This window comes from Edwardsiella hoshinae NBRC 105699 = ATCC 33379, assembly GCF_000474215.1.
In the GTDB taxonomy this organism is placed as follows: Bacteria; Pseudomonadota; Gammaproteobacteria; order Enterobacterales; family Enterobacteriaceae; genus Edwardsiella; species Edwardsiella hoshinae.
The window spans coordinates 26026-50688 of sequence record NZ_BAUC01000033.1 but is presented as its reverse complement, the minus strand read 5'-3'; the positions used below and the strand labels follow the sequence as shown (position 1 = coordinate 50688).

At 60.8% G+C, this 24663-nt stretch carries 21 protein-coding genes; 18 read left to right on the top strand and 3 right to left on the bottom strand.

Annotation, left to right across the window (positions count from 1 at the left end):
* The first annotated feature begins 572 nt into the window (after window positions 1-572).
* From galR to hypE, 18 genes are all read left to right on the top strand, one after another.
* Window positions 573-1580 (top strand): HTH-type transcriptional regulator GalR, encoded by a 1008-nt coding sequence (galR, locus tag EHO01S_RS13570; protein ID WP_024524465.1) that lies wholly within the window; start codon window positions 573-575, stop codon window positions 1578-1580.
* Window positions 1581-1626: 46 nt separating this feature from the next.
* Window positions 1627-2637: a LacI family DNA-binding transcriptional regulator gene (locus tag EHO01S_RS13565; protein WP_024524464.1), complete on the top strand. Its 1011-nt coding sequence runs from the start codon at window positions 1627-1629 to the stop codon at window positions 2635-2637.
* Between the two features lie 175 nt (window positions 2638-2812).
* Window positions 2813-3427 (top strand): 4Fe-4S dicluster domain-containing protein, encoded by a 615-nt coding sequence (locus EHO01S_RS13560; protein ID WP_024524463.1) that lies wholly within the window; start codon window positions 2813-2815, stop codon window positions 3425-3427.
* The gene (locus EHO01S_RS13555) at window positions 3424-5325 is read left to right on the top strand and encodes a proton-conducting transporter transmembrane domain-containing protein (protein WP_024524462.1); all 1902 of its coding nucleotides are present in this window, start codon (window positions 3424-3426) and stop codon (window positions 5323-5325) included. The genes EHO01S_RS13560 and EHO01S_RS13555 overlap by 4 nt, the downstream gene beginning before the upstream one ends.
* A gap of 7 nt (window positions 5326-5332) precedes the next feature.
* Window positions 5333-6271: a respiratory chain complex I subunit 1 family protein gene (locus EHO01S_RS13550; protein ID WP_081702265.1), complete on the top strand. Its 939-nt coding sequence runs from the start codon at window positions 5333-5335 to the stop codon at window positions 6269-6271.
* Window positions 6272-6350: 79 nt separating this feature from the next.
* Complete coding sequence (locus tag EHO01S_RS13545) at window positions 6351-8051, top strand: hydrogenase large subunit (RefSeq protein ID WP_024524460.1); 1701 nt, start codon at window positions 6351-6353, stop codon at window positions 8049-8051.
* Window positions 8052-8070: 19 nt separating this feature from the next.
* Window positions 8071-8628 (top strand): formate hydrogenlyase complex iron-sulfur subunit, encoded by a 558-nt coding sequence (locus EHO01S_RS13540; protein WP_024524459.1) that lies wholly within the window; start codon window positions 8071-8073, stop codon window positions 8626-8628.
* Window positions 8625-9449 (top strand): NADH-quinone oxidoreductase subunit B family protein, encoded by an 825-nt coding sequence (locus EHO01S_RS13535; protein WP_024524458.1) that lies wholly within the window; start codon window positions 8625-8627, stop codon window positions 9447-9449. Before EHO01S_RS13540 ends, EHO01S_RS13535 begins: the two co-directional genes overlap by 4 nt.
* On the top strand, window positions 9446-9889 hold the full coding sequence (locus EHO01S_RS13530; protein ID WP_024524457.1) for a formate hydrogenlyase maturation HycH family protein: 444 nt from the start codon (window positions 9446-9448) through the stop codon (window positions 9887-9889). Before EHO01S_RS13535 ends, EHO01S_RS13530 begins: the two co-directional genes overlap by 4 nt.
* On the top strand, window positions 9882-10367 hold the full coding sequence (hycI, locus tag EHO01S_RS13525; RefSeq protein ID WP_024524456.1) for a hydrogenase maturation peptidase HycI: 486 nt from the start codon (window positions 9882-9884) through the stop codon (window positions 10365-10367). Before EHO01S_RS13530 ends, hycI begins: the two co-directional genes overlap by 8 nt.
* Window positions 10368-10654: 287 nt before the next feature.
* A complete protein-coding gene (gene fdhF / locus EHO01S_RS13515; RefSeq protein WP_081702264.1) occupies window positions 10655-12799 on the top strand; it encodes a formate dehydrogenase subunit alpha in 2145 nt (714 codons plus the stop codon).
* A 181-nt stretch (window positions 12800-12980) separates the two neighbouring features.
* Entirely contained in the window at window positions 12981-13523 is a 543-nt protein-coding gene (hydN, locus tag EHO01S_RS13510) for an electron transport protein HydN (RefSeq protein WP_024524453.1), read from the top strand.
* A gap of 303 nt (window positions 13524-13826) precedes the next feature.
* On the top strand, window positions 13827-16151 hold the full coding sequence (gene hypF / locus EHO01S_RS13505) for a carbamoyltransferase HypF (RefSeq protein WP_024524452.1): 2325 nt from the start codon (window positions 13827-13829) through the stop codon (window positions 16149-16151).
* A gap of 69 nt (window positions 16152-16220) precedes the next feature.
* Window positions 16221-16562, top strand: coding sequence for a hydrogenase maturation nickel metallochaperone HypA (gene hypA, locus EHO01S_RS13500; protein ID WP_024524451.1), 342 nt, complete (start codon window positions 16221-16223; stop codon window positions 16560-16562).
* A 23-nt stretch (window positions 16563-16585) separates the two neighbouring features.
* A complete protein-coding gene (gene hypB, locus EHO01S_RS13495) occupies window positions 16586-17659 on the top strand; it encodes a hydrogenase nickel incorporation protein HypB (protein ID WP_024524450.1) in 1074 nt (357 codons plus the stop codon).
* Window positions 17659-17952, top strand: a complete 294-nt coding sequence (gene hybG, locus EHO01S_RS13490; RefSeq protein ID WP_024524449.1) for a hydrogenase maturation factor HybG — start codon at window positions 17659-17661, stop codon at window positions 17950-17952. Before hypB ends, hybG begins: the two co-directional genes overlap by 1 nt.
* 3 nt (window positions 17953-17955) lie before the next feature.
* Window positions 17956-19074: a hydrogenase formation protein HypD gene (gene hypD, locus EHO01S_RS13485; RefSeq protein WP_024524448.1), complete on the top strand. Its 1119-nt coding sequence runs from the start codon at window positions 17956-17958 to the stop codon at window positions 19072-19074.
* Window positions 19075-19112: 38 nt separating this feature from the next.
* A complete protein-coding gene (gene hypE / locus EHO01S_RS13480) occupies window positions 19113-20108 on the top strand; it encodes a hydrogenase expression/formation protein HypE (protein ID WP_035370635.1) in 996 nt (331 codons plus the stop codon).
* Between the two features lie 114 nt (window positions 20109-20222).
* Here hypE and hycA read toward each other — a convergent pair whose 3' ends face one another.
* The 3 genes from hycA to lysA form a co-directional block, all read right to left on the bottom strand.
* A complete protein-coding gene (hycA, locus tag EHO01S_RS13475) occupies window positions 20223-20693 on the bottom strand; it encodes a formate hydrogenlyase regulator HycA (RefSeq protein WP_024524446.1) in 471 nt (156 codons plus the stop codon).
* A gap of 277 nt (window positions 20694-20970) precedes the next feature.
* On the bottom strand, window positions 20971-23106 hold the full coding sequence (gene flhA / locus EHO01S_RS13470) for a formate hydrogenlyase transcriptional activator FlhA (protein ID WP_081702263.1): 2136 nt from the start codon (window positions 23104-23106) through the stop codon (window positions 20971-20973).
* 170 nt (window positions 23107-23276) lie between these two features.
* Window positions 23277-24536, bottom strand: coding sequence for a diaminopimelate decarboxylase (gene lysA, locus EHO01S_RS13465; RefSeq protein WP_024524444.1), 1260 nt, complete (start codon window positions 24534-24536; stop codon window positions 23277-23279).
* Between the last annotated feature and the right edge of the window lie 127 nt (window positions 24537-24663).

The following is a 24663-nucleotide window of genomic DNA, read 5'->3' as shown; positions in this document are numbered from 1 at the left end:
CGCAAACGCGCAAACCGCATGGTAGGGAATATCTGCACCGACACACAGTGGACAACGGTAGGCAAAAAAAAACCTACGCATCTGCGTAGGTCGGTGTAATTGTTGGTCGATCTTCCGGCGGGAAGATCCTCACATCACCAATCAATACCTCTGGGATAGACAGTGTAGGGAAATATCAGCCATACTCACCATGAATAATTCCCCCGCTAACGGTAAACAATGAAACAGAATGTAAGCGAGGTTGGCACAGCGTAACCGCTTACCGATCGGCGGCGCAAAACCGGCAAAAAAAAACCTACGCATCCGCGTAGGTCGGTGTAATTTTGTTGGCTTCAGCAACTGAAAACTGAACTCTCACCAATCAATACCTCTGGGACATTCAGCATACGAGGCTTTACGCTCATCCATGAAGCCCCGAATAGCAACATTCGGCGGCAAAATGTAACTAGCAGTGAACTTTGTTGATTTACGCAAATATTAGACGCTCAAACGCGCGCCTCCGCTTGCAGGCTGGACGCTTTTCCGCAACACTGGTGTAAACGTTTACCACTTGCAGTTGGATACTCCCGATCATGGCTACGATCAAAGATGTTGCCAGACTTGCCGGCGTATCGGTCGCCACCGTCTCCCGCGTCATCAATAACTCACCCAAGGCTAGCGACAGCTCGCGCGAGGCGGTACACGCCGCCATGGCGCAACTGTGTTACCACCCCAACGCGAATGCCCGCGCATTGGCGCAGCAGGCCACGGAAACCCTGGGACTGATAGTCTGCGACGTCTCCGATCCCTTCTTCGGCGCCATGGTCAAGGCGGTCGAGCAGGTGGCCTACCAGACCGGTAACTTCCTGCTGATCGGTAACGGCTACCATGAGCCACAAAAAGAGCGCCAGGCCATTGAGCAACTGATCCGCCACCGTTGCGCCGCGCTGGTGGTTCACGCCAAGATGATCCCCGACGACGAGCTGGCCGCCCTGATGCAGCAGATCCCCGGCATGGTGCTGATCAACCGCACGCTGCCCGGATATGAGCAGCGCTGTGTGGCCCTGGACGATCGCCACGGCGGTTGGCTGGCGACGCGCCATCTCATTCAGCAGGGACACCGCCGCATCGCCTGCATCTGCTCCAATCACGCTATCTCCGATGCCCACGATCGGCTGCAAGGCTATCTGGAAGCCATGCACCAGTATCATCTACCGATCGACGAACGTCTGATCGCCTATGCCTCCCCCGATGAGATCGGTGGGGAGCAGGCCATGACCGAGCTGCTAGGTCACGGCAGCGATTTCAGCGCCGTCACCTGTTATAACGATCCGATGGCCGCCGGTGCATTATCGGTACTCAACGATAACGCTATCGATGTGCCGGGGGCCGTCTCGCTGATCGGGTTCGACGACGTGCTCATTGCGCGCTATCTGCGTCCACGTCTCACCACCATCCGCTACCCCGTCACCGCCATGGCGACCCAAGCCGCCGAATTGGCCTTGGCGCTAGCAGCCGGACGCACGCTGCCGCAAATCACGAACATGTTTAATCCGACCCTGGTCTGCCGCCACTCCGTCTCTTCGCGCAAGGCGGTGTGATACACTGTGCGCCATCACCGCCACACGCTGTAATAGAGGAAGGACTATGATCACCATGCTTGACGTCGCACGCCGTGCCGGCGTGTCTAAAGCCACGGTATCGCGCGTGCTCAACGCTACCGGGCAAGTCAAGCAGAGCACCCGTAACGCCGTATTCCACGCCATGGAGGAGTTGGGCTATCGCCCGAACTTGCTGGCGCAGGCGTTGGCTAACCAGACCTCCAATACCCTGGGACTGGTGATCTCTCACTTTGACGGCCCTTACTTTGGTCGGTTGCTACGCCAGGCGGCGAGTCAGTTGGAGGCCAGCGGCAAACAGCTGATCGTCACCGACGGCCACGACACACCCGAAGGCGAACACCAGGCGGTGCAAATGCTGAGCGATCGGCGCTGCGACGCCATCGTGTTGTACACCCGTTTCATGTCTGAAAGCGACCTGATGAGCCTGGTGCGCCAGCATCCCTCGCTGATGGTGATCAACCGTGCCTTACCCCAGGCCCCCGAGCGCTGCGTCTACTTTGAACAGCGCGCCGCCGCGCGCCAGGCGGTCGAATACCTCATCAGCCGTGGCCACCGCCGTATCGGTTGCATTACCCTGACCATCGATACCCCTACCGGCCAAGCCCGCCTGCAAGGTTACCGCGATGCGCTGCTGGCCCAAGGCGTGAACCTCTCGCCGCGCGACATCGCCCATGGCGACAACAGCATCGCCGGTGGCTACCAAGCCTGCCAACGCCTGTTGGCCGACGGTGCCCCCGCCTTCAGCGCCCTCTTTTGCTGCAACGACGACATGGCCATCGGGGCGCTACGCGCGCTCAATCAGGCCGGACTGCGCGTACCGCAGCAGATCTCTCTGTTCGGTTTCGACGATGAGCCCAGCGCCGCCTACCTCACCCCGGCGCTCTCCACCGTTTACCTCCCTATCGACGCCATGATCACTGCCGCGATTCAACAGGCGCTACGCCTCAGTCGGGGCGAAACGGTCGAGGCCCTCGCGCCCTTTAGCGGCGAGATGCGTCTACGAGAGTCCGTCGCCGACCTCATCACGGCGGAGTAACCCGTCGACAAAAGTGTCTACATCCCCTAGCCGATGTCGACACCGTCACTTCATCATCCGTAATGGCGCCTCACAACACACTGTTTTTAATGAAATAAATCACAATAATATAATTGGCATGCTTTGTGCTTTGGTCGGACAGATCTTTTTTGTAGTCTGTCTCTGAGGACATAACATGAACCGCTTTGTGATTGCGGATCCCCGCCTGTGCATCGGGTGCAATACCTGTATGGCCGCCTGCGCGCAAGCGCACCAGGCGCAGGGCCTCCAAGCACAGCCGCGCCTGACGCTGGTCAAGACCAGCCATGAATCGGCGCCCCAGATGTGCCACCACTGCGAAGATGCCCCCTGCGCCTTGGTTTGCCCGGTCAACGCCATTCGCCATCAGGATGGCGCCGTTCAGCTCAATGAAAGCCTGTGCGTCGGCTGTAAGCTGTGCGGCATCGCCTGCCCTTTCGGCGCCATCACCCTGGATGGCAGCAAACCCTTGCACATTCCGGCTAACAGCAATACGCCGTTGGCCCCACCAGCGCCACCGGCTCCCCTCCGCGTCGGCCCTTTCTTAGATTGGTATCCCGGTATCCGTAGCATCGCGGTGAAGTGCGACCTGTGCCAGTTTAGCGAGGCCGGCCCCGCCTGTGTGCGCGCCTGTCCGACCCAGGCCATCATGTTGGTGGATGAACGGCGCCTCGAGGCCTCCAGCGCCGCCAAACGTCTGAATGTTCTCGATGCCCAACGCGCCGATCTGCTGGCGCTGGCCAGCCTATCCGGGGGAAATGACGCCCAATGAGTATTCTGCACCTGTTTAATCTGATGCTGGCGCTGTACCTGATCAGCGCCGTCATCGCGTTGGCGCTCGGCGGCCTCGGCCGTTGCATCGCACGCCTCGCCGCCATCGGTGGGATCTTGGCCGGCCTATGTGGCTGTATCGCGGCCGCCGCACTGCTACGCCAGGCACCGCCACTCTCCCCCAGCGCGCTGTTGCTCGATACGGTACCGCTACTGTTCAGCCCGCTGAATAGCCTGATGCTGCTACTTACCTCGCTACTGAGCCTGCTGAGTGCGTTGTACGCCTTCGGTACGGCACCGCACGCCGCCGGCAAGGCGGCCTGCTATGGCGGCCTGATGAACCTGTTAAGCGCCGCCATCAGCCTACTGGTGGTGTGTAACGACGCACCAACCTTTATGGTGATGCTGGAGTTGATGAGTCTGAGCGCCGCATTGCTGGTCTGGCTGGGGGGCAACGCCAAGGCGCGCCGCGCCGCCGGGCTGTATTGGCTGATGTCTCGCCTCGGGTCCCTGGCGCTGCTGCTCTGTTTCTGGCTCCTATGGCGCGCCAGCGGCACCCTGTTGTTGAGCGAGTTCCATCTGGCTCTACTCAGTCACGGTCAGCAAGCCGTGATCCTGCTGCTCGGTCTGCTCGGCTTCGGCATTGTCACCGGTCTGGTACCACTGCACGGCTGGGTCCCCGAACTGCACGCCAACGCGCCGGCGCCGACGGCAACCCTGTTCGCCAGCGTGATGCTCAAGATCGGTCTGTTCGGTCTGCTTAAGCTCAGCATCGACTGGCTCGGCGTCCCGCCGCTGTGGTGGGGGCTGCTACTACTGATCTGCGGCGCCGTTACCGCTTTCATCGGTGGCCTGTATGCCCTGGCCGAGCACGATCTGCGTCGTCTACTGGCTTATCACACCATCGAAAACAGCGGCATCATTCTGCTCGGTCTGGCGGCCTGCGTCATCGGCCTCAGCCTGGGGAGTCCGTTACTGGCGGTCATGGGCCTACTGGCCGGGCTGTTCCACCTGATCAACCACACGCTGTTCAAGGGCGGGTTATTCTTCGCTGCCGGCACTGTGATGCAGGCCACGGGTCTGCACGACATCGACAAGATGGGCGGCCTACTGCGTCGCATGCCGCTGACCGGTCTCCTGATGCTGCTGGCGCTGATGGCAATGGCCGCACTACCACCGCTCAACGGCTTCGTCAGCGAGTGGTACACCTACCAGTCACTGTTTAGCCTGAGCCAACAAAGCCCTGGTGCGCTGCGCCTCGTGGCCCCCTTGGCCATGGTCGCCCTGGCGATCACCGGCGCGTTAGCGGTAATGTGCGTGGCGAAAATCTTCGCCATGACCTTCCTGGGCGCGCCGCGTAGCGAGGCGGCCGGTAATCCAGGCAGTACCCCCTGGAGCATGCAGTTGCCCACGCTGCTACTCAGCCTGGCCTGTGTCCTGTTCGGGGTCGGTGCGCCGTGGCTCCTGCCTGCCCTGCTACGGCTCAGCGCCCATACGCTGCAACTGGTGATCGGTAACGATGCGCTGACCATGGGCGCCATCATGTCGCCGGGTAGCAGCAATATGACCCTGCTGTCACCGCCGCTGATCGCCCTACTGCTGCTGGCCTTCCCGCTGTTGCCGCTGCTGCTGAGCGCCCTGTATCGCAACAGCCGCCTGCCGGCGCGCCGTCAAGGCGATGCCTGGACCTGCGGCTATGGTCACGAGGCGGGCATGGTGGTCACCGCCGGCGGCTTCGCCCAGCCGCTGCGCGTCCTGTTTGCCCCGCTGTTCGCCCTGCGTCGCGTCTGCAATCCGGCCCCGCTGTGCGGCGGACTGCTAAGCGAGGGTGCCTTGCGTGTCTACCCGGTGCTGGCGCTGTGCGAAATGGCGCTGCTGCTGGTCGCCGTGTTCTCCTGAGGAGATGATGATGAGTTCACTTTCTATTCTACTGCTGGCACTGATCCAGGCGCTGCTTCTGCTGGCGCTGGCACCGCTGGCCTGTGGCATCTCGCGGGTCTTGCGCGCGCGGATGCATAGTCGGCGCGGCCCCGGCATTCTGCAAGAATACCGCGATATCGCCAAGCTACTGCGTCGCCAGAACATGGCGCCACAGTGTAGCGGGGCGCTGTTTCAGATGATGCCCTACGTCATGGTCGGCACCATGCTGACCATCGCCAGCGCCCTGCCGCTGATCACCCGCAGCACCCCGCTGCCAGCGTTGGGCGATGTCGTCACCCTGGTCTATCTGTTCGCCGTCGCCCGCTTCTTCTTCATCTTGGCAGGACTGGATACCGGTAGCCCATTCACAGCCATCGGTGCCAGCCGTGAATCCCTGCTGGGGATCTTGGTCGAGCCGATCCTGATGCTGGCGTTGTGGGTCACCGCGTTGTTGGCCGGCTCCAGCAACCTGGGGCTGATGGGCGAGTATGTCCGCGCCTGGCCGCAGCACGCCTCGTTGGCCCTGGCTCTGGCGTTGCTGGCCTGTGCCTTTGCCACCTTTATCGAGATGGGTAAGCTGCCCTTCGACCTGGCCGAGGCCGAACAGGAGCTCCAGGAGGGGCCGCTGACCGAATACGCCGGCCCGGGACTGGCTATCCTCAAGCTGGGCATCGGCTTGAAACAATTAGTGGTCCTGCAACTGTTTATCGCCGTGTTCTTGCCCTGGGGGCAGAGCGCCACCCTGAGTGCTGGCGCCCTGCTGCTGGCGACAGTGATCGCGTTGGCGAAGCTGCTCGTCGGCATTGTCATCGTCGCTCTGCTGGAAAACAGCATGGCGCGCCTGCGCTTCCTGAAGACCGGTTACACCACCTGGGCCGGTTTTGGCCTGGCTCTGCTGGCCTTCTTCTCTTGGCTGATCGCGTGAGGTGCCCCATGACACACCCTATTCTTCCGGCGACCCGTTTCTCTTTTCATCGTCCTCACTCAGAAGGCCGCAAAGTAAAATGACTCAACACATCGGACAACACTACATTGCGGCGCTACGCCAGCAGTTCCCCCACGCCCTCGTCGACGAGAGCTGGCAGACCGCAACCCAGGCGACCATCACGGTAAAGACCGGCATGTTGCCGGAGGTGGTCGAGTACCTGTACTACCAACAAGGCGGCTGGCTCTCGGTCCTATTTGGCAACGACGAGCGCCCGCTGTGCGGTAGCTACGCGGTCTACTATGTCCTGTCGATGGAGCGCGGTACCAAGTGCTGGATCACCGTCAAGGCTCTGGTCGACGCCAACACCCGTGAATATCCCTCGGTTACGCCGCGTGTCCCCGCCGCCGTGTGGGGCGAACGCGAGGTACGCGACATGTATGGTCTGATCGCCGTCGGCTTGCCAGACGAACGCCGCCTGGTGCTACCGGATGACTGGCCGGACGATCTCTATCCGCTGCGGAAAGACGCCATGGACTATCGCCAGCGTCCGGCACCGACCACCGATCGGGAAACCTACCCCTTCGTTAACGAGAGCGGCAGCGGTAAGATCGTTCCCATCGGCCCGCTGCACATCACCTCCGACGAGCCGGGCCACTTCCGCCTGTTCGTCGACGGCGAAGATATCGTCGATGCCGATTACCGCCTGTTCTATGTCCATCGCGGCATGGAGAAGCTGGCGGAGACCCGCATGGGATATAACGAAGTCACCTTCCTCTCCGATCGCGTCTGTGGCATCTGCGGCTTCGCCCACAGCACCGCCTATACCAGTTCGGTGGAAAACGCGTTGGGTATCGAGGTACCGCTGCGCGCCAAGGCCATCCGCGCCATTCTGCTGGAGATTGAGCGTCTGCACAGCCACCTGCTCAATCTGGGGCTCTCCTGTCACTTTGTCGGTTTTGATTCCGGATTTATGCAATTCTTCCGGGTGCGTGAAAAATCAATGAAGATGGCCGAAATTCTCACCGGCGCGCGTAAGACCTACGGTCTGAACCTGATAGGCGGCATCCGCCGCGACATGCTGAAAGCGGATATGATCGCCACACGCCAACTGGCTGCCGAAATGCGCGCCGAGGTAAAAACGTTAGTCGACATCCTGTTCAGCACCCCCAACATCGAGCAGCGTACCGTCGGTATTGGCCGTCTCGACCCGCAGATCGCACGCGACTTCAGTAATGTCGGCCCGATGGTGCGCGCCAGCGGCCATGCGCGCGACACTCGGGCCGATCATCCGTTTGCCGGCTACGATCTCCTGCCGATGGAGGTACACAGCGAACAGGGATGCGACGTCATCTCTCGCGTCAAGGTGCGCATCAACGAGGTATTCACCGCCCTCAACATGATCGAGTTCGGCCTGGACAACCTGCCGGGTGGCCCGCTGGCCGTCGAAGGCTTCACCTATGTGCCGCAGCGCTTCGCCCTGGGCTTCACCGAGGCCCCGCGCGGCGACGACATCCACTGGTCGATGACCGGTGACAACCAGAAGCTGTACCGCTGGCGCTGCCGGGCGGCGACCTACGCCAACTGGCCGACGCTACGCTACATGCTGCGCGGCAACACCGTGTCCGATGCTCCGCTGATCATCGGCAGCCTCGACCCCTGCTACTCCTGTACCGACCGCGTCACCCTGGTGGACGTCAATCGCCGCAAATCGGTGACGGTGCCCTACAAGGAGATCGAGCGCTACGGACTGGAGCGCAAGGATTCACCGCTGAAGTGATCGCCGGAGACCTGAAATCATGTTGAAACTACTCAAAACCGCGCTACGGCATCGCCATGCCACCGTCGCCTACCCGACGCGGCCGCTGGCGGTCGACCCCAACTTTCGCGGCAAACCACAGTATGACGCCAGCCAGTGTATCGCCTGCGGTGCCTGCACCGCCGCCTGTCCGGCCAACGCGCTGACCATGGAGAACGACGTCGCCAACGGCGTTCGCCGCTGGTCGCTTAACTTGGGGCGCTGCATCTTCTGCGCTCGCTGCGAGGAGGTCTGCCCCACCGCCGCCATCGTGCTGTCGCCGGAGTTTGAGCTGGCGGTGTGGCACAAGGCGGATCTGCAACAGTCCGCCGACTTCGCCATCTGCCGCTGTGTCGAGTGCGGAGCCCCCTACGCCGCCCAAAAAGAGATCGACTACGCCATGGCCCTGCTGGTGCAGGCCGGCCAACTCAGCGCCGAACAGGCCGAGGCGCGCCGCGCCCAGTTCGAAACCTGCCCGGCGTGTAAGCAGAAAAACAACACCATCCCGACGACCCGCATTACCCTGAGCCGTCACCTGATGCCGGAGGCGTCACAATGAGCCACATCATCCCGACCCCGTCCGCCCAAGACAACCTGATCGGCCCACGCGACACCAACGGTCAGCCTATCCCGCTCACCCTGGATGAGCAGGCCGCACGCCTGAAGCAGACCCTGCTCAAGGACATCCGCCGCTCCGCCTATGTCTATCGCGTCGACTGCGGCGGCTGCAACGGCTGCGAAATCGAGATCTTCGCCGCCATCTCGCCGCTATTCGATGCCGAACGCTTCGGCATCAAGGTGGTGGCCTCGCCTCGCCACGCCGACATCTTGCTGTTTACCGGCGCGGTCACCCGCGCGATGCGCGTCCCGGCGCTACGCGCCTACCAATCGACGCCCGATCCCAAGATCGTGATTTCATATGGTGCCTGTGGCTGTAGCGGTGGCATCTTCCACGATCTTTACTGCGTCTGGGGTGGCACCGACAAGATCGTCCCGGTGGATGTCTACATCCCCGGTTGCCCGCCGACACCGGCGGCGACGCTGTATGGCTTCGCCGTCGCCCTCGGCCTGCTGGATCAAAAGCTCAAGGCGGAGCACCATCGACAAGGAGAGGACGAACAGGCCGCCATCCTGCATCCGGCGATCCCGCAGCCGCTCCGGGTGTTGATCGACCGCGAGGCCCGACGCATGTCCGGCTACCGCTATGGCCGCCAGTTAGCCGACAAATTCATGACCCTGTTGGCCAGGCGCGATGCGCTGAGCGTGGAGGAGCGCTTGGCGCGTTTCCTGGCCGACGAAAACGATCCCCGCCTGAGTGAAGTGATGGGCCGCCTGCTACAGGTCTGCAACCAAGCGGGCCAAAACGGAGGCGGACAATGACCGATCGTGCCGCCGCCTACTTCCCCGATCCGACGGTGGTGTTCCACATCCTCAACGCCAAGTTTGTTCAACAGGCCGACGAGGAGGCGGCGACGCCACCAGCGGCGCGCGAGGTGATCTACTACAGCCTGGCCATCGGCCACCACCTGGGGGTGATCGACTGCCTGAAGCCCTGCCTTTCGCTGTCGCTGAGCGACTACCGCGCCTGGATAGGCCAACTGGCGGATGGCGCGGCGCGGCGCAAACTGACGGGGCTGCTGCGTTTCGGCGAGATCACCATCGACAGCAGTCACACCCACCTGTTGGCCTGCGCACTGGATCGCGCGCTGCCGGCAATGAGCGCTCAGCAACAGGCGTGGAGTCACAGTCTGATCGAGACTCTACGACTGATTGAGAATGAACCGACAATCTATCTGATGGTGAAACGACACAATGGCTGACAATCTTATCCTGTGTGTAGGTAACAGCATGATGGGCGACGACGGCGCCGGGCCGCTGCTAGCCGAGAAACTGTGCGGGCACCCGATCCCCGGTTGGCGAGTCATCGATGGCGGCAGTAGCCCGGAGAGTTACGCTCACCAGATCCGTGAACTGCGGCCCGACAAACTGCTGATCGTCGATGCGACGGAGATGGGACTGGAGCCGGGCGAAATGCGCATCATCGACGAGCGCGACATCGCCGAGTTGTTTATCGTCACCACCCATAATCTGCCACTCAGCTACCTGATAGCCCAGTTGCGCGAGGATGTCGCCGACATCACCTTCATCGGCATCCAACCGGCCATCGTCGCCTTCTATGCCCCGATGATGCAGCCGGTGAAAGAGGCGGTCGAAGCCTTGTATCAGCGTCTGCACCACTGGGGGGAGGATGGCGGCATCGCTCGCCTGGCAGTACCGGATGACCAGGTCATCCGCTGAGTCAACCGCCGACGGGGTCGACACTTTTGTCGAGTCCGTCGGCACTTTGATGCGGATCATCACGCGCTTCCCCCGCCTGCCTTTATAGTTCAGGCAATTAAGCCACTTGGCTTGATGGGAAAACCTGGCACGCATCATGCATGTATAAACGGAAGAGCGCGGCGGAAAGGTCACAACGCCGCTCATCACTGGCGGGGAGGCTACGCGATGCGCCCCGGCTCTCTGTAGCATCGTTACATCGGATGGGCCACAGCCCACCGGTGGTCATAATAATAGGAGCAATGTTGATGAAAAAAGTCATCACGGTCTGCCCTTATTGCGCCTCAGGTTGCAAAATCAACCTGGTGGTGGATAACGGCAGGATCATTCGCGCCGAAGGAGCGAATGGCGTGACGAACCAGGGTGAGCTGTGCCTGAAAGGGTATTACGGCTGGGATTTTATCCACGACACCAAGATCCTGACGCCTCGCCTGAAGTCACCGATGATCCGTCGCGAACGCGGCGGCAAACTGGAAGCGGTTTCCTGGGACGAAGCGATCGAGTTCGCCAGCTCCCGGCTATTGGCGATCAAAGCGAAGTACGGCCCCGATGCCATCATGACCACCGGTTCATCGCGCGGTCCCGGCAACGAAGCCAACTACGTGATGCAAAAGTTTGCCCGTGCGACGATCGGTACCAATAATATCGACTGTTGCGCACGCGTCTGACACGGCCCTTCGGTTGCAGGTCTGCAGCGATCGGTCGGCAACGGCGCCATGAGCAACTCCATCGTCGAAATTGAAGATACCGACTGTATTTTTGTCTTCGGCTACAACGCCGCGGACTCTCACCCCATCGTCGCGCGCCGCATCATCAAGGCGAAAGCGAAAGGGGCAAAAATCATTGTCTGCGATCCACGGCGCATCGAAACCGCGCGCATCGCCGATATTCACGTAGCGCTGAAAAACGGCTCTAACATCGCGTTCCTGAACGCCATGGCCCAGGTGATCATCGCCGAAAACCTGCACGACCGCGCGTTCATTGAACAGCATACGGAAGCGTTCGAAACCTTCCGCGATCTGGTCGCCGCCTACACCCCTGAATCGGTGGAAGAGATCACCGGTATCAGCGCGCAGATGATCCGCGAGACGGCGCGTATGTATGCCAAGGCGCCGACCGCCACTATCTTGTGGGGCATGGGGGTCACTCAGTTCTACCAAGGGGTGGAGACCGTCCGCACCCTGACCAGCATCGCGTTGCTGACCGGTAATCTGGGCAAACCCTATGTCGGCGTCGGCCCGGTGCGCGGCCAGAACAACGTGCAGGGGGCCTGCGATATGGGCGCGCTGCCCAACACCTTCCCCGGTTATCAGTACGTCAACCAGCCGGGCGTGTTGGAGAAGTTCGCCCAGGCCTGGGGCGTCGAAAAACTGAACGATAAGATCGGCTACGCCTTGAGCGAGGTGCCGCACAACATCGAACATGGTCTGCTGAAGGCGCACTACGTGATGGGCGAAGATCCGCTGCAAACCGAACCGGATCTGGCCACCATTCGCCGCACTTTCGAGCAGCTCGAACTGTTGATCGTGCAAGATATCTTCATGACCAAGACGGCGGCCATCGCCGACGTGATCTTCCCGGCCACCAGCTGGGGCGAGCATGAAGGGGTCTATACCTCGGCGGATCGCGGCTTCCAGCGCTTCTATAAGGCGGTGGAGCCCGTAGGGGACGTGAAACGCGACTGGGAGATCATCAGCCTGATGTCGACGGCGATGGGTTACCCGATGCATTACAACAACACCCAGGAAATTTGGGATGAGTTGCGCGAGCTGTGCCCGATCTACTACGGCGCCACCTACGAGAAGATGGCGGATCTGGCCTATGTTCAGTGGCCGTGCCCGACCCTGGACAGCCCCGGTACGCAATATCTGTATCAGGGCGGCAAGTTCGATACGCCGAACGGCAAAGGCCAGTTCTTCACCTGCGAATGGCGTCCGCCGATCGATCGCGTCAGCGACGACTATCCGCTGGTACTGGCGACGGTACGTGAAGTCGGTCATTACTCCTGCCGCTCCATGACCGGTAACTGTAAGGCGTTGGCCGCGCTCGCCGACGAGCCGGGTTACGTCCAGATCAACCGCGAGGACGCCAAGACCTTTGGCATCCGCGATCAAGATCTGGTGTGGATCCGCTCACGCCAAGGTAAGGTCATCAGCCGGGCGTCCGTCAGCGAACGCGCCAACCGCGGGGCGGTCTACATGACCTACCAATGGTGGATCGGCGCCTGTAACGAACTGGTCGCCGAGAACCTGAGCCCGATCACCAAGACGCCGGAATACAAGTACTGCGCCGTCACGCTGGAAGCCATCGCCGATCAGTCGGCGGCGGAGGCCTATGTGGTCCGTGAGTACGACAACATCAAGCGTCATCTACGCGAAAGCGCAGAGGGTTGACGGGCCGATGGCTCTCAAAACAATAACGCGCCTTTAAATGACTTATCAACGGGGTATGCGGCACCGTATCAAACTAACACGCCGCGTATCACTTTTGATAATCGCCGCCCGGCGGGAACGGTCTATGTCCCGCCCGTCGGGCGACACGGCGCGACACTATAACGATATCGGGAGTACTTGAATGAATCGGTTTGTCATTGCGGATCCCAAGAAATGCATCGGCTGCCGTACCTGCGAAATCGCCTGCGTCATGGCCCACCGGGACGAGAGCGAGCTGCATAACCTCAGCCGCGACAACTTCACCCCGCGCATTCACGTCATCAAGGGAGACAACATCAGCACGGCCATTCTCTGCCGCCAGTGCGAAGATGCCCCCTGTGCCAACGTCTGCCCCAATGGCGCCATCAGTCGTCAACAGGACTTTATCTGCGTTGACCAGGAGAAATGTATCGGTTGTAAGACCTGCGTGGTCGCCTGCCCCTACGGCACCATGGAGGTGGTCACCACGGCGGTGACGCAACGTTATGGCAGTCAGGGTTGCCTCAGCGGCAGCAAGGCCGAGGCCAATAAGTGCGATCTGTGCCACCAGCGCGCCAATGGCCCCGCCTGCGTGGAGGCCTGCCCCACCGAGGCGCTACGCCTGATCGACCGCAATGCCATGCAGGCGCTGATCCAAGAGCGCCGCCAACGAGCGGCCTTCGACAATCTCGGCGATCTGCTGTAATTGCCGCCTTCCCCGCCGCGCGACGCGTTGCGCGGCGGCGTGGGTTCCTCGCCCCAGGCTAAAGCGCGAGCCATCCCGCAGATATGACATACCGCATTGCATCTTCCCCGGCCCATTTGCGACAATTTATTCACCGTTCGCTTTATTTAACATGGCGCGATTTGCGTGTAGGCTGCCTGCTAGCACGCGGGCAGACCGCCGCCATCGCTAGACGGTCGTCCTCAGCGGCAGGACACCGCGCCGCGCTTCCCGCTCACCTCGCAACCTCGCCAGCCCCACGGCGCGCTGGCACGGAGTTATTTTTTGGAACACAACGCCATCGCACTACGGATAAAAGGAAAGGTTCAGGGGGTCGGCTTTCGCCCCTATGTCTGGCAGATAGCCCACCAGATGGGGCTGCATGGCGAAGTCAGCAACGATGCCGGCGGCGTCTGGTTAGTGGTACGCCTCCCCGTGGATCTCGCGGCGCTCTGCCAACGATTGCATGCCGATTGCCCACCGCTGGCGCGCATCGATAGCATTGAGCCACAGCCCTGGCCGACGTGTCCCGCCGACGGTTTTCGCATCGTCGAAAGCCGACAGGGCGCCATGGATACGCAGATCGTGCCCGACGCTGCCACCTGCCCGCATTGTCTGGCGGAGATGCGCGATCCGCACAATCGGCGTTACGGCTACCCCTTTATCAACTGCACGCATTGCGGCCCACGCTTCACCATCATCCGCCGCATGCCCTACGACCGTCCTTATACCGCCATGGCCGATTTCCCGCTGTGCCCGGCCTGCGCGCGCGAATACGCCGATCCTGCCGATCGCCGCTTTCACGCCCAGCCGACCGCCTGCGCCCTATGCGGCCCGACGCTGTGGAGTTGTGAGGCCGGCGGACAAGCTCGGCTCGACGGCGAGGCAGCCTGGCAGGCCGTCACCCAGGTACTAGAGCATGGAGGTATCGTCGCCATCAAGGGATTAGGCGGCTTTCACCTCGCCTGTGACGCCAGCAATGCCGACGCCATCGCCCGTCTGCGCGCCCGTAAACGACGTCCGACGAAGCCCCTGGCCCTGATGCTGCCCGATACGACGTGGCTGACGCGTTATGCTCGTAACGCGCCAGACGCGGGACTGCTCGCCCTATTGCGCAGCCCCGCGGCCCCCATCGTCCTGATCCCTGCCTCTAGTGCGCTGCCCGCAGGTGTGGCGCCCGGCCTGGACGAAGTCGGTGTGATGCTGCCCAGCACCCCGCTACACCATCTGCTGCTGGCGCGTCTCGACCGTCCGCTGGTAATGACCTCGGGTAATGCCAGCGGTCAACCACCGGCATTGAGCAATGAGCAGGCATTGCACGATCTGGACGGCATCGCCGATCTGTGGCTACTGCATAACCGCGACATCGTGCAACGCGCCGACGATTCGTTGCTGCGCTACCATCCCGACGGCAGCGAAATGCTACGCCGAGCGCGCGGCTACGTGCCGGATACGCTCGATCTCCCCGAGGCCTTTCAGCGGTTGCCCGATGTGGCCGCCGTCGGCGGCGATCTGAAAAATACCTTCTGCCTGCTACACAAGGGGCGCGCCCTACTCAGCCAACACCTCGGTGATTTGGGGGAGGCGCGTATCCAGCAGCAGATGCAACAAACCTGGCAACTGCTGCAACAGATCTACCAGTTCACGCCCCAGGCCATCGCCTGTGACCGCCACCCTGGCTATCACAGTCGCCGCCTGGCACAGCAGTTGGCCGAGCAGCAGGCGCTACCGTTGATCTCGGTGCAACACCACCACGCCCACCTGGTCGCCTGCATGGCCGAGCATGGCATTCTCCCGCAACAGACTCCGCTGATCGGCCTGGCGTTGGACGGCATCGGCTACGGTGAGGCGGGCGAGTTCTGGGGGGGCGAATGCCTGCGCGTCGACTACCGTGGTTATACTCGGCTAGGCGGTCTGCCGGCGGTGGCACTGCCTGGCGGGGATCTGGCCGCCCGCCAGCCCTGGCGTAACCTGTTGGCACAGCTGTTACGCTTCCTCCCCGACTGGCAACGCTACCCGGAGACGCACGGGATACAGCAGAAGAACTGGCCGTTACTGGCTCAGGCGATCGCACGTGGCCTCAACTGTCCGCGCGCCTCCTCCTGCGGCCGCCTGTTCGACGCGGCAGCGGCGGCATTAGGCATCTGCCACGAGGCGATCAGCTTCGAAGGCGAGGCGGCTTGCCGTCTGGAGGCGCAAGCCTGGCAGGCCTGGCCGCAAGCGACGCCTATCACCTTGACGCTCGACGAGCAGGGGGAGTTGGCGATGGGCGCTTTCTGGCACGACTGGCTCAGTTGGCAGGCGCCAGTACCGCTGCGGGCCTTGGCTTTCCACCGCGCGCTGGCCGACGGACTGGCGGCCTTGCTACGCCACCATGCCACGCGGGAAGGCTGCCAAACGCTGGTATTGTCGGGCGGGGTGCTGCACAATCGATTACTGCGCCAGTTGTTGCAGGCGCGCCTGGCGGACTTCCGCCTGTTGCTGCCGCAACGTCTACCCGCCGGCGACGGCGCGTTGGCGCTCGGCCAGGCGATCATCGCCGCTTATCGCCAAAATGATGCGATCTCCGCCGCTAGCGCCCCATCCGGCGGCGAGGAATCGGTGAACTGATGACGCGCATCAAAGTTCAGCCGCCCGCTTTCCCCGAGGATAGGCCGGCACAACAAAAGAAGAACGATCATGCATGAATTATCCCTTTGCCAAAGCGCATTTGACATCATCGAACGCCAGGCGCGCGCCAGCGGCGCCCAGCGCGTCACCGCGGTCTGGCTGGACATCGGCGCGCTCTCTTGCATCGAAGAGAGCGCCTTAACTTTCTGTTTTGACATCGTCTGCCGCGGTACGTTGGCCGAAGGCTGCGCGCTGCATATCAACACCCTCCCGGCACAAGCCTGGTGTTGGAGTTGCAGCCGGCCCATCACGGTGAGTAGCCATGACGCCGGTTGTCCACATTGCCAGAGCCATAATCTGCGTGTCGATGATGGCGATAGCATGCAAATCAAACAGATTGAGATTGAGTAACCTTAACGCTCAGGAGAGCCCTTATGTGTACCACCTGCGGCTGTGCAGCCGGCGAACTGCATATTGAAGGCGATGAACACCATCACGCCCACGCTCACGACGGGCACGCGCATCGCCATGGTCACCACCATGGTCATCATCATGATCATGAGCATCATCACGACCATGAAGGGCAAGCGTCCGCGCGCGTCGTCAACGTCCATCATCATTACCACCACAATGGCGACGTCCATCATCATTACCACTATGTGTTCACTACGCCGGAGCAGGCGCACCAACATGCCCATGAACACGCTCACCCGCACGACCATGCCCACACCCATAGCCATGCTCACGAGCACGAGCACGAGCACGATAGCGCGTTCGTTCCGCATCAACACCACGACGATCTGCACTACGGCCACGGCGAGGCAGGCGCTCACGCGCCAGGCATCAGCCAACGCCGTATGGTGCAGATCGAGCAAGATGTACTGAGCAAGAACAACACACTGGCCGAGCATAACCGTGAGCACTTCACCCAGCAGCACATCGCGGCACTCAACCTGGTCTCCAGCCCCGGCTCCGGTAAGACCACCCTATTGACCGAGACCCTCAAGCGCATCGCCGATCGCATTCCTTGTGCGGTGATCGAGGGGGATCAACAGACCACCAACGATGCCGAACGTATCCGCGCCACTGGCGTCAGCGCCATCCAGGTCAACACCGGCAAAGGGTGCCACCTGGATGCGCAAATGGTACATGACGCCATGCATCGTCTAGCCTTGCCGGATCACAGCCTGCTGTTTATCGAAAACGTCGGCAATCTGGTGTGCCCGGCCAGCTTCGATCTCGGTGAGCGTCACAAAGTCGCGGTGCTGTCCGTCACCGAAGGTGAAGACAAGCCGCTAAAATATCCACATATGTTTGCCGCCTCTAGCCTGATGATCATCAATAAGATCGATCTGCTGCCCTATCTGCAATTCGATGTCGAGGCCTGCATCGCCAACGCGCGCCGCATCAATCCGCAGATCCAGGTGATCCAACTGTCCGCCAGCCGTGGCGATGGGATGGAGGCTTGGTTGGCTTGGCTGGAAACCACGCTGGGAGAGAATCAATAATGTGTCTGGGAATACCGGGAAAAGTGGTCGCCGTAGGCGACGATATCCACCAACTGGCGCAGGTCGATGTCTGCGGCGTCAAGCGCGAGGTCAACATCGCACTGGTGTGTGAAGGCGCACCGAGCGACCTGCTGGGCCAGTGGGTGCTGGTGCATGTCGGCTTCGCCATGAGCATACTGGACGAGCAAGAGGCCCAGGATACCCTGGAGGCCTTACAGGCGATGGAAGCGGTCGAGGCCGACGTAGCGCATTTCATGCGCGGCGGTGCCGCCGCGGCGCGCAGCGGGGAGTGATCGATGCAGTTTGTTGATGAGTTCCGCGATCCCCAACTGGCCGAGGCGCTGTTAACGCGTATCCGCCAGCGGGTCGCCGATCTGCCGGCCGATTGCCGCTTGCCTTTGCAAATCATGGAAGTGTGCGGAGGCCACACCCACGCCATCTTCAAGTTCGGTCTCGACCAACTGCTACCGCCGGAGATCGAGTTCGTCCACGGTCCGGGCTGTCCAGTCTGTGTCTTGCCGATGGGGCGCATCGATCAATGCGTCGAGATCGCTCGCCGTCCGGGTGTGGTGTTCTGTACCTTCGGCGATGCCATGCGCGTCCCCGGACGCAATGGCTCGTTGCTGGACGCCAAACGCCAGGGCGCAGATGTCCGCATCGTCTACTCGCCGCTCGATGCGCTGAATCTGGCGCAACAGTTGCCCGATCGCGAAGTGGTGTTCTTCGGCCTCGGCTTCGAAACCACCATGCCCAGCACCGCGGTCACCCTGCAACAGGCGCGTCGCCAGGACGTGCGCAACTTTAGCGTGTTCTGCCAGCACATCACCATCACGCCGACCCTGCGTAGCCTGCTGCAACAGCCCGATGTGCGCATCGATGGCTTTATCGCGCCGGGACACGTCAGCATGGTGATCGGCGCTCATCCCTACACCTTCATCTGTGATGAGTTCCACAAACCATTGGTGATCACCGGCTTCGAGCCGCTGGATATTCTCCAGTCGCTGGACATGTTGCTGGCGCAACTGTGCCAGGGGCGCTGCGAGGTGGAAAACCAATATCGCCGCATCGTGCCAGATCAGGGCAATACCTTGGCACAACACGCGTTAGACGAGGTCTTCGTCACCCGTGAGCGCAGCGAATGGCGCGGCCTGGGTGAGATCGAGCACTCCGGGGTCGCCCTGAGTCCGGCCTATGCCGAGTTCGACGCCGAACGGCGTTTCCAACCGCAAAGCCAACACGTTGCCGATGACCCTCAAGCACGTTGCGGCGACGTGCTGACCGGGCGGTGTAAACCGGCGGACTGCCCACTGTTTGGCACTCGCTGTAACCCACAGAATGCGTTCGGCGCACTGATGGTCTCTTCGGAAGGGGCCTGTGCGGCGTTCTACCAATATCGTCGAGGAATGGAGCAATAACCGTGAGTAGTAAATGGTCTGAAGACGATGTGATTACCATGGCGCACGGCAGTGGCGGCCTGGCAATGCAACAATTGCTGGAGAGTCTGTTTCTGCCGTTGTTTGATAATCCGGCGCTCAATGCGCGCGAAGACCAAGCTCGTCTAGCGCTGAGTACCTTTAACCAGCAAGGCGACCGCCTGGCCTTTACCACCGACAGCTATGTGATCGATCCGCTCTTCTTCCCCGGCGGTAACATCGGTAAACTGGCGGTCTGTGGCACCGCCAATGACCTAGCGGTCAGCGGCGCCCATCCCAAATACCTCTCCTGCGGCTTCATCCTGGAAGAGGGGCTGCCCCTGCGCGATCTGGAGCAGATCGTGCAGAGTATGGCGCAAACCGCGCGCGAAGCCGGTATCCAGATCGTTACCGGTGATACCAAGGTAGTACAACGCGGCGCGGCGGATAAGCTCTTTATCAACACCGCCGGCATCGGCGCTATTCCGGCGGATATTCGTTGGGCGGCCAGCGAGATCCAACCGGGCGATCGCCTGATCGTGAGTGGTACGCTGGGGGATCACGGCGCAACCATCCTCAATCTGCGGGAAAAACTGGGCCTAGAAGCGCAACTCACCAGCGACTGTGCCGTGCTGGCACCGTTGATCGCGCCGTTGCGTAATATCCCTGGGGTACGCGCCCTGCGCGACGCCACGCGCGGTGGGGTCACCGCCATCCTGCATGAATTTGCCCAAGCCAGCGGCTGTGGTATGGATGTCAACGAGAAGCAGCTACCGGTGAAGGATGCGGTTCGTGGGATCTGTGAACTGCTTGGTCTGGAGCCGCTCAACTTCGCCAACGAAGGCAAGCTGGTGCTGGCCGTCGCGCCGGAAGCGGAGCAAGCGGTGTTGGATTGTCTGCACGCACACCCGCTAGGTGCCGATGCGGCGACCATCGGGGTCGCCACCGATCTGCGCCAGGTACGCCTGGTCGGCCTGTTTGGCGCCGCGCGCCTGCTCGATCTACCGCACAGCGAACCGCTGCCACGCATCTGCTAACCGCGCACACACCTTGGCCGGGCGCAACGGCGCCCGGTCGATTTTCCCCGCCCCGTCACGCCTGACGACACCATCAGGCCGGCATGCGGTGCCGACGCACGTAAGCGAGGACACTCAAGCGGTGGTCATCGCGCCCCAACGCGCTAACAGCACCTCATTCAGCGGACGGGTATCCTGCATCGCATGGTACAGGGTGTCATACAGCGACTGGATTTTCTCCAGATAATGCTCCAATACCCCTTCCCGATCGCGATTATTAACCCGCCCATCCAACATCCCGTCCTCATCGAAGCTGGCGCGTCCCAACTCGACGAAACGCGACTCGTCACCCGTATCCAGACGCAGGCCATACTGGATAGTCTTACTGTAAAACTCGCCCGCCAGACGGATCTCCACCATAAAGTGGTCGAAGACCGTGAAGTTGACGCTATCGCCATCACCGCAGCTGAACTCATGGAAAATCTTCAGCCGGGAAGAGGTGGTCGCCTTAATTAGGCTGCTCTTATAGGTCGCCCACTGCGCCATCAGTTTTTCATTTTTATTATGGATAAATAGCGACTTCTCGGTTAGTTCGCTGACCTTCATAGTAATTACTCCACCATACTCCTAAAGATTGTACGCATCGCGATGTGATGCGCCGCACACCAGACGGAGACATGTATCGCTGCCGCTGTGGTAATAAACAAGCAGGATACGTGCCAGCTTTAATTATTAATTATTTGTATGATGTTTTACAGGAAATTAGTAACTTTAATAATTAATTTCAGCGAGGATGGCGACTTTCTCGCCGAAGCACGGCGTGAATGCTCAACGCGGCGAGTGGCGTCGACATTACTGTCGACGCCGTCAGACAAGGTTGACATCACGCAGTGAGATCGTGGGCGGAAATGCCTAGGCGCTGCATGCGCGAGATCAAGGTGGTACGCTTCAATCCCAGACGCGTCGCCGCCCCTCGTGGGCCGGCGACGATGCCATTGCACTCGCGTAATACTTGTAGGATACGTTCGCGTTCGTTCAACGCCGTCTCCGCCGGAGCGGCAGCGGGCATGGCCGGCAACGGCTCCAACCCCGTCGGCGCACGGTTGGCCAGCGGCGGCGAGAGGTGATACTGCAATTCGTTCATCGGTAGGGTGAGTACCGGGCCACGGCTAAGGATCACCGCGCGCTCGATAATATTCTCTAACTCGCGCACGTTGCCCGGCCAGGGTAACTGGCTCAACATGCGAATGGTCTCCGTCGGAATGCTGTCGATGGTACGATTCATCCGCTTGGCGATCTTGCGGGTGAAGAACTTGATCAACAGCGGAATGTCTTGCGGCCGTTCCCGTAACGGCGGGATCACGATGGGAAAGACATTCAGGCGGTAGTAAAGGTCGCTGCGGTATTGACGATCCTGCACCATCTGCTTGAGATCGCGATTGGTGGCGGCGATCAGGCGCACATCGACTGGGATCACCTTGTTGCCACCCACTCGTTCGATCTCCCGCTCCTGCAAGACGCGCAGCAACTTTGGCTGCAACTCCAGTGGGATATCGCCGACCTCATCCAAAAACAGGGTGCCATGATTAGCCAGTTCGAAACGCCCCATACGTTGGGCGCTGGCACCGGTAAAAGCCCCCTTCTCATGGCCGAACAGATCGCTTTCGAGCAGCCCGCTGGGAATAGCGGCGCAGTTCATCTTCACCATGCGTTTCTGGTTGCGCAGGCTAAGATTGTGGATAGCCTGGGCGATCAACTCCTTACCGGTGCCCGTTTCCCCCAGGATCAATACGCTACAGTCGCTGGCGGCCACCATCTCCACCTGCTCCAGTACGCTGCGCATCGCCTCGCTCTGGCCGACGATCTCGCCGAAATCGCCCTCCTGGCGAATACACTCGGTCAGATAGCGGTTCTCATGCACCAGGCTGTCCTTCAGGCGCGAGATCTCGCCGTAGGCTAACGCATTGTCGACGGCGATGGCGATACGCGCGGCGATCTGGCGCAAGAGCTTGAGGTTACGCGGCGTGAAGATCCCTGGCTGGCATTGTGCCAATTTCAAGACCCCCAGCACCTTGCTGCCGAAGATCAGTGGCAACTGGCAGATGGTGCGATGGCCGAAGCTGAGCATCTGAGCCAATTGACGATCTTGTGGCGCCAGCCGTGCCGAATCCGAGAGATCCATCAGTAACATGCTCTTGTCGCGGATCACTTGCTGGGCCAGGGAGCCGGCCAGCGGCAACAGCTTCTGCTCACGCAGCACCGACTTTCCGTCTTGATAACCGGTGATATAGGAGCGTAAGCGATCGTCATACTGTTCCAGCAGCGATAGACCGATATAGTCGATGCCAAAGAAGCGATGGATCTCTTTCGACACTTCCGCCGCCAGCGCGTCCAGCTCCAGTTTGGAGGTCACCGCGTTCGTCACATCGACCAGAATGCGAAAGTGATCGCGCTCGCGCCGCAGTTGCTCCTCTTGCTGCTGAAACTGCTCCCGTTCGAGCAACCGTTCAAAGATCTGCGCCACCACCTCGGCCAGCGAAGTCGCCAGCGCCACTTCGCTCTCGCTGAAGGCATCAGCCTGTTCTTTAATCAGTTCGAGACCGCCCAGGCGTTGTTGTTCCGTGGTCAACGGCATCTGACAATACGCGCCGATGGCGGCGTAATGCGGTAATGCAGCCAAGGCGGCGAAATCGTGGCGAAAGCGCTCCCCCGAGCAATAAAACGGGCATTGCTCGGCCCAGACGCGCCCGCCGGGACCATCGGCCAGCAGCACATCGTTGTCCTGCGCGACGCAATCCCTTTGCGGATCATAGCGATACAGGGTAAGGCGATTATGCAGCGGATCCAGCCGCAGAATATTGACGCGATCGAAGCGGATCACCGAGAAGGAGAGCTGGTGCAAGGCCCGCATCAGCCCTGGCAAGCTACGCTGGGCCAGTAGACTACGCGTCGCCTGATGCAGCACATCTCGCCAGACCGGCTCCATACGCGACAAGGAACAGGTTGCTTTACTATTCATAACCAAACCAATTACGCGGTAAGAAGTCAGGCTGCTGAGTCTAGGCGATCCGGGTCTGGCTAAATATGATCTAATTAGTTAAATAAGGTTATTGTTGGCCTGAGAAACATAAGGCAACAATTTAATTTGACTAATTATGACCCGATCCACCTAACAAGGTGTGCTCACCATTATAGCTGCTCTAAGGCGAATAATTCATCCATACGCTGACGGCGGCGGATTAATTGTACCCCTTGCGCCGTCACCAACACCTCCGGCAACAGTGGCCGGCTGTTGTAATTCGATGACATCGACGCCCCATAGGCGCCAGTATCATGAAAAAGTAACCAATCGCCGACCTGTGCCGCCGGCAGGGCACATGAGGTGACCGTTCCCCCCTCATGTTGGGTAAACACATCGCCCGACTCGCACAGTGGCCCACCGACCACCGTCTCGATGAGCGGTGCGCTCAGCTCACGTCCATCCCGCGGCAACAGCGAGATGTGGTGATGGCTGCCATACATCGCCGGACGCATTAAATCGTTGAAACCGGCATCTGCCAGGACGAAATGGCGTTGTCCCATCGCTTTCACCGCGCGAACCTGCGCCAACAGCATCCCGGCCTGCGCCACCAGGTAGCGTCCAGGCTCAATCTCCAGACGCACCGGATGCCCCAAATGCGCGGCGATACGCTGCCGTGCGGCGTCCCACAGGCCAAAATAGTGGGCGACATCGACCGCTTGCTCGTCGGCACGGTAGGGAATACTCAAACCGCCGCCGGCCGAAATCGCCCGGATATCACGCCCCAGGGCGATCGCCTGGTTCGCCAGCGTGTCGCACACACGCGCCAGGTGATCGTAATCCACCCCCGAGCCGATATGCATGTGTAAGCCCACGAGACGCAACGCATAGGCATCGATCAACGCCAGCGCCTGATCCAGATCCTGATACCAAATGCCATGCTTGCTGTTCTCGCCGCCGGTATTGGTCTTCTGGCTATGGCCATGGCCGAAGCCGGGATTGATGCGCAGCCAGACCGGATGACCGGGAGCGCGCTCGCCCAACTGACGCAACATGTCACATGAACCGGCATTGACTGGGATCGCGAGGGCACACACCCGATCCAAGGTCGCCTCATCGATCACATCGGCGGTAAAAACGATCTCATCGTCCTCGCCTCCCGGCTGAAACCCCGCCAACAGCGCGCGCTCGATCTCTCCCAGCGAAACCGCGTCTACCCTGACGCCCGCCTGATGCATCAGGCGCAGAATATGCAGATTGGAGCAGGCCTTCTGGGCGAAGCGAATGGTGTCAAACTGACGCAGGGTTTCGATCTGTCGCGCGATCAACGCGGCATCGTAGATCCATAGCGGCGTGCCGAACTGTGCTGGCAGGGCACCGAGCAGGGTGTCATTTAAGGCGTAACCGGCCTGATTGAGGGGATAAGGCATAACGCAAGGCTCCTGAAAAAATCTACCGTTGCGTTATATGTAACAGCCTCGGGAAGAGGACAAAAATATCTATTTGTTGCCAGTCTATTCATTTATGATATGGATTCTATACCTTGCCGCGATGACT

Coding starts and splice junctions, on each gene's coding strand:
- hypA (WP_024524451.1), top strand. CDS start 16,221: ATGCATGAATTATCCCTTTGCCAAAGCGCATTTGACATCATCGAACGC.
- EHO01S_RS13545 (WP_024524460.1), top strand. CDS start 6,351: ATGACTCAACACATCGGACAACACTACATTGCGGCGCTACGCCAGCAG.
- hypE (WP_035370635.1), top strand. CDS start 19,113: ATGGCGCACGGCAGTGGCGGCCTGGCAATGCAACAATTGCTGGAGAGT.
- EHO01S_RS13540 (WP_024524459.1), top strand. CDS start 8,071: ATGTTGAAACTACTCAAAACCGCGCTACGGCATCGCCATGCCACCGTC.
- hybG (WP_024524449.1), top strand. CDS start 17,659: ATGTGTCTGGGAATACCGGGAAAAGTGGTCGCCGTAGGCGACGATATC.
- hycA (WP_024524446.1), bottom strand. CDS start 20,693: ATGAAGGTCAGCGAACTAACCGAGAAGTCGCTATTTATCCATAATAAA.
- hydN (WP_024524453.1), top strand. CDS start 12,981: ATGAATCGGTTTGTCATTGCGGATCCCAAGAAATGCATCGGCTGCCGT.
- EHO01S_RS13560 (WP_024524463.1), top strand. CDS start 2,813: ATGAACCGCTTTGTGATTGCGGATCCCCGCCTGTGCATCGGGTGCAAT.
- flhA (WP_081702263.1), bottom strand. CDS start 23,106: ATGAATAGTAAAGCAACCTGTTCCTTGTCGCGTATGGAGCCGGTCTGG.
- EHO01S_RS13565 (WP_024524464.1), top strand. CDS start 1,627: ATGATCACCATGCTTGACGTCGCACGCCGTGCCGGCGTGTCTAAAGCC.
- hycI (WP_024524456.1), top strand. CDS start 9,882: ATGGCTGACAATCTTATCCTGTGTGTAGGTAACAGCATGATGGGCGAC.
- EHO01S_RS13555 (WP_024524462.1), top strand. CDS start 3,424: ATGAGTATTCTGCACCTGTTTAATCTGATGCTGGCGCTGTACCTGATC.
- EHO01S_RS13550 (WP_081702265.1), top strand. CDS start 5,333: ATGATGAGTTCACTTTCTATTCTACTGCTGGCACTGATCCAGGCGCTG.
- hypB (WP_024524450.1), top strand. CDS start 16,586: ATGTGTACCACCTGCGGCTGTGCAGCCGGCGAACTGCATATTGAAGGC.
- EHO01S_RS13530 (WP_024524457.1), top strand. CDS start 9,446: ATGACCGATCGTGCCGCCGCCTACTTCCCCGATCCGACGGTGGTGTTC.
- hypD (WP_024524448.1), top strand. CDS start 17,956: ATGCAGTTTGTTGATGAGTTCCGCGATCCCCAACTGGCCGAGGCGCTG.
- EHO01S_RS13535 (WP_024524458.1), top strand. CDS start 8,625: ATGAGCCACATCATCCCGACCCCGTCCGCCCAAGACAACCTGATCGGC.
- lysA (WP_024524444.1), bottom strand. CDS start 24,536: ATGCCTTATCCCCTCAATCAGGCCGGTTACGCCTTAAATGACACCCTG.
- galR (WP_024524465.1), top strand. CDS start 573: ATGGCTACGATCAAAGATGTTGCCAGACTTGCCGGCGTATCGGTCGCC.